The sequence below is a fragment of the Pedobacter sp. genome (assembly GCF_040513095.1).
Lineage (GTDB): Bacteria > Bacteroidota > Bacteroidia > Sphingobacteriales > Sphingobacteriaceae > Pedobacter.
In genome coordinates this window covers 1-4,812 of record NZ_JBEVDX010000080.1, presented here as the reverse complement: position 1 = coordinate 4,812, position 4,812 = coordinate 1, and the positions used below count along the sequence as shown (strand labels likewise).

Annotated in this window: 4 protein-coding genes; all 4 read left to right on the top strand. The window is 43.5% G+C overall.

The window, feature by feature from the left end; all coding sequences use genetic code 11:
* A partial coding sequence (rfbB, locus tag ABWY16_RS10050; protein WP_353904514.1) for a dTDP-glucose 4,6-dehydratase occupies window positions 1–825 on the top strand: 825 nt, incomplete at its 5' end.
* A gap of 175 nt (window positions 826–1,000) precedes the next feature.
* Window positions 1,001–1,576 carry an RNA polymerase sigma factor gene (locus ABWY16_RS10045; RefSeq protein ID WP_353904513.1) on the top strand — a complete coding sequence of 192 codons (576 nt, stop codon included), beginning with the start codon at window positions 1,001–1,003 and terminating at the stop codon, window positions 1,574–1,576.
* 99 nt (window positions 1,577–1,675) lie between these two features.
* Window positions 1,676–2,890, top strand: a complete 1,215-nt coding sequence (locus tag ABWY16_RS10040; RefSeq protein WP_353904512.1) for a FecR family protein — start codon at window positions 1,676–1,678, stop codon at window positions 2,888–2,890.
* A 201-nt stretch (window positions 2,891–3,091) separates the two neighbouring features.
* Window positions 3,092–4,812 (top strand): SusC/RagA family TonB-linked outer membrane protein (locus ABWY16_RS10035; RefSeq protein ID WP_353904511.1); only part of this gene is annotated, 1,721 nt, incomplete at its 3' end.

The following is a 4,812-nucleotide window of genomic DNA, read 5'->3' as shown; positions in this document are numbered from 1 at the left end:
GATGCGGTGATCCACCTCGCTGCGGAGTCACATGTTGACCGCTCAATTACAGATCCTACTGCATTTGTTATGACTAACGTGATCGGAACTGTCAACCTGCTGAACTCAGCACGTGAGTTCTGGAAAGGTGATTATGACAAAAAGAGATTCTATCATGTTTCCACGGATGAAGTATATGGCGCACTGGGTGATACTGGCATGTTTACAGAAACTACCGCTTATGATCCGCATAGCCCTTACTCGGCTTCCAAAGCCTCTTCAGATCATTTTGTAAGGGCATACCATGATACATACGGAATTGATGTGGTGATCTCTAACTGTTCAAACAATTACGGTTCTCATCACTTCCCTGAAAAACTGATCCCCTTAGCGATTAACAATATCAAGAACAGCCTTCCAGTACCGGTTTACGGTAAAGGTGAGAATATCCGCGACTGGTTGTGGGTAGAGGATCATGCGCGTGCGATTGATGTGATTTTCCACGAAGCTAAAACAGGGGAGACTTATAATATCGGTGGGCACAATGAATGGAAAAATATTGACCTGATCCATCTGCTCTGCAAAATCATGGATAAAAAACTGGGACGTACAGATGGGGAGTCGGCAAGCCTGATTACTTTTGTAACTGACCGTGCAGGACATGATCTGCGTTACGCAATTGATTCTACCAAACTACAGGAGAAATTGAACTGGGTGCCAAGCCTGCAGTTTGAAGAAGGACTGGAGAAAACGGTAGAGTGGTACCTGGAGAATGAAGAGTGGTTGACAAATGTAACCTCGGGTAATTATCAGAAGTACTACGAAACACAATACAGCGAGAGATAATCGATCTCATTTTTACTATTAAAGAGGGAGTTTTCTCTCGATAAAGCCGCACATTATTCCTTCAAAACAATGTGCGGCTTCTTATAAACTTTCCATAGTTTGAATTTGCTTTGGTGGATGAAGTTAATTTCATAACTTTCCTCCTTACTAACCAAATAATAAATACGCTTGTAACGTGGAAAATATTTTTGACCAAGACATTCAGTTCCTGATTGACGGACATGATCCTGTTGTCAAAATAATTTATTCAAAATATCACAACAAAGTATACAACCTTGCACTGCGTTTTTTAAAAGACAAAGATCTGGCAAGTGAGATAGTGCAGGAAACCTTTATCAAACTCTGGATCAATCGCAGTAAACTTGATCCCTCAGGAAATCTTTGGTTATATCTCTTTGTTATTGCCAAGCGCTTGTCTCTAAACAAACTTAGGGAGATCAACCGATCCCAAAACCTTTTCGATAAACTCGTAAGCCGGATAGAGCAGATGCATAATCCTACAGAAGATACTGTTATGGAAAAAGATCTGCTGAGTTATACAGAAAAGATCGTGAGCACCCTTCCCAAACAGCAACAAAAAGTGTATCGGTTAAGCCGTCAGGAAGGGTTTACCCATAAGGAAATCGCATCCCAGATGCAGATATCTTCCAGCACCGTTAACAATCAGCTTACTGAAGCACTCAAAAAACTGCGTACAGAACTCAAATATTGCGATCTGTTTTACCTGGTAATTGTGTTTCTCTACAATTGACCAGAATCTTTGAAATAATTTTCACCTGACTAGTTAACTCCATCCCTCTGCGGTGTTCTATTTTAAACGGCCTTTTTAAGGGCATATTGAAGCAGAACAATGACAAAGGAAAAGTTAAGGGAACTGTTGCAGCAATACTTCGATAATTCCATCAGCAAAGCTGATTGTAAAGAACTGCTGGACTATCTGGATACAGATGATTTGCAGGAGATCGCGCCGCTGATGGACGAGATCTTATTTTTGTTGCCTGATACGGCAGAATTAGATCAGTCAGAATCTGTTGCAGTTTATAACGCAATACGGGCTAACCACCACTTACCCCAAACCGACCATATCCTGAAAAGTTCCCGGGGGATAGCAAATAAGTGGTATTATATTGCTGCGATGGTGCTGATCGCTTTATCAGTGTCCTTGCATTTTATAAAAACACCAGGGCGCATTTCAGAAAATAAATTTGCAGCAAGCAAGTCTGGCGGCAAGTCAAGTATCCAGCCTGGTAGCAAAAAAGCAACACTCACATTGTCTAACGGTCAGATAATCGATCTTGAGGCGCAACAGGAGGGAATCCTACAGGGTACGGGCAATTCAGCTATCCGTAAAGTCAGGTCAGGCCAGATCGTTTATCAGGCGACTCAACCATATGGCAAAGCAACCCAGAGCGTACAGGACGTTGCCCTCAATGATTTGAAAACGCCAAAGGGAGGCGAATATCAGATTACGCTGGCCGATGGCACAAAGGTATGGCTGAATTCTGCATCATCTCTTCGTTTTCCTGCAGCATTCAGAGGAAACAGACGCCAGGTTGTGCTTAACGGTGAAGCTTATTTTGAAGTTGCAAAAAACGCAGCAAAGCCCTTTGTGGTGATGATCGGCGCAACAGAAATCAAAGTTCTCGGAACACACTTCAACGTATCGGGTTACCAGGATGACGATGAGGCCACTACAACATTGCTTGAAGGTTCCGTTCAACTTACCAGTGGCGGTAATACCCGCAGGTTAAGTCCCGGACAGCAAGCCGCCGTCAGCAAAAACTCCGGTGATATTTTAATTTCCCAGGGTGATATCGCACAAGCTATGGCCTGGAAAAATGGCTATTTCCGCTTTGATGATCAGAATATCAGGGGCATCATGAAGCAAGTTTCCCGCTGGTATGATGTGGAAGTAGAATTTAAACAAAATGTCATTAACAATAAACAGTTCGGGGGCACATTCTACCGCAATAAAAGCATAGCAGAATTGCTTAGGCATCTCGAAGAACTAGATCACCATATACATTTTAAGATCAATGGAAGGAGGATAGAAATCATGGAATAATTAGACTATTCCAAACGATTTTTCGAAGAACCAGAAGCGTTGGACCGCTTCTGGACTCGGGCAATAGCCACGAAAGATCCGTTTGTTTTAACTGCATAGCATACAATCTTAAACATTAAATCTAACATTCAAATGTACAAAAAATTTACTGCTCTAACAGGCGGCAGGCAACGCTGCTGCTGTTTAAAAACCATACTGATCATGAAGTTAACGTTTGTCATGCTCGCTCTCACCTTTATGCAGGTGTCCGCAGCTACATATGCACAGCGAGTTTCCCTCAACGTAAAAACAGCTACCCTGAAAGAAGTTTTCGAACAGGTGCAGGCTCAGAGCAAGTATGACTTTTTATATAAAAGCGATGAGCTCAAAATGGCTAAGAAAGTATCTTTAAAAATCAAAGATGCTACACTCCAGGAAGTGCTGGACCTCTGCTTCGCTGATCAGCCGCTCACATATAAGATACAAAACACCACTATCCTTATTACTTCCAGGCCAATACCTAAAGCGGCACAAATTGTAATTACAGGTAAGGTAACAGATACCAATGGCGGAGCACTTCCTGGTGTTACTGTAAAGGAAAAGAACCGGCAGGGGACAGCTATAACTGATGGCAATGGGGTTTACAGGATTAGTGTGGATGAAAATTCGACATTGGTATTCTCCTACATTGGATTTAGTACCCTTGAAGTTCCTGTAGCAGGCAAAACGACGGTCAATGCAGTTCTGCAGGACAGTAACCAGGGCTTAAACGAAGTAGTAGTTATTGGCTACGGCAGCCGCGAAAAGAAAGACCTTACAGGGTCTGTGGCAACAATTACAGCGGCACAGGTAAGAGACCTGCCGGTTGCGTCTATTGACCAGAAACTTGTTGGACAAATGCCCGGCGTACGTATCAGTCAGACTACCGGTACACCAGGGGGCGGAACAACAGTGCGTGTACGGGGTTCAGGCTCCATCGGAGCAGGAGATAACCCACTCTATGTAATTGATGGTTTTGCTATTTCCAACACTACCGGACAAGTTTACAATCCATTGAATGTATTAAGTCCTGATGATATAGAATCAGTGAGCGTACTTAAAGACGCTTCGTCTACTGCAATCTATGGCTCCAGGGGATCCAATGGCGTAGTGATCATCACTACTAAAAAAGGAAAGAAAGGTACGCCTGTTGTAAATGTCAATTCATATATCGGTGTACAGCAGGTACCCCAAAAGGGCAGGCAGGAAGTGTTAAACGGAACTGAATATGCGCAGTTCCGAAGAGATATCATTACGGATTTAGCCGCTTCGCAGGGACGCACGGTTACAGATGCAGATATCCCGGCAGAGTTTCGTAACCCTGCACAATATGGCGAAGGCACAGATTGGTACGATGCTGTACTACAATCGGGCATGCAGCACAATATTGATGCAAGTTTGCGCGGTGGATCTGATAGTACCCAATACTCGTTTTCACTGGGCCGGCTTAAACAGGACGGTACAGTAAAATATACGGATTATACCCGCTATACTTTACAGGCAAACGTTCAATCGCAGTTGAGTAAAAGGCTGAAGGTAACCCTGAACATAGCGCCAAGCGGAGGTATTCAGAACAGGAATTCCTTTGAAACCGGTCAGCGCGACGTACTTACCCGTACGCTATGGTTAAGCCCTATTGTTCCTGTAACTGCTGCAGATGGCAGCCGCACATTGTTTATCACTTCACCAGGTGCTATAGGTGCCGGAAATCCATTGAATACGCTTGAATTTGCAGGAACCAATTCAAAATACTTTAGAGGGCTTGCCTCGGCAACTGCTGAACTGGAAATTGTGACGGGCCTTAAGGCTAAATATGCCTATAATGTAGACTACACTAACAATAAAGCATTTTATTTCAGCCCGTCCTTCGTTTACGGAGAAACCAGTAACCCGAATCCTAATCC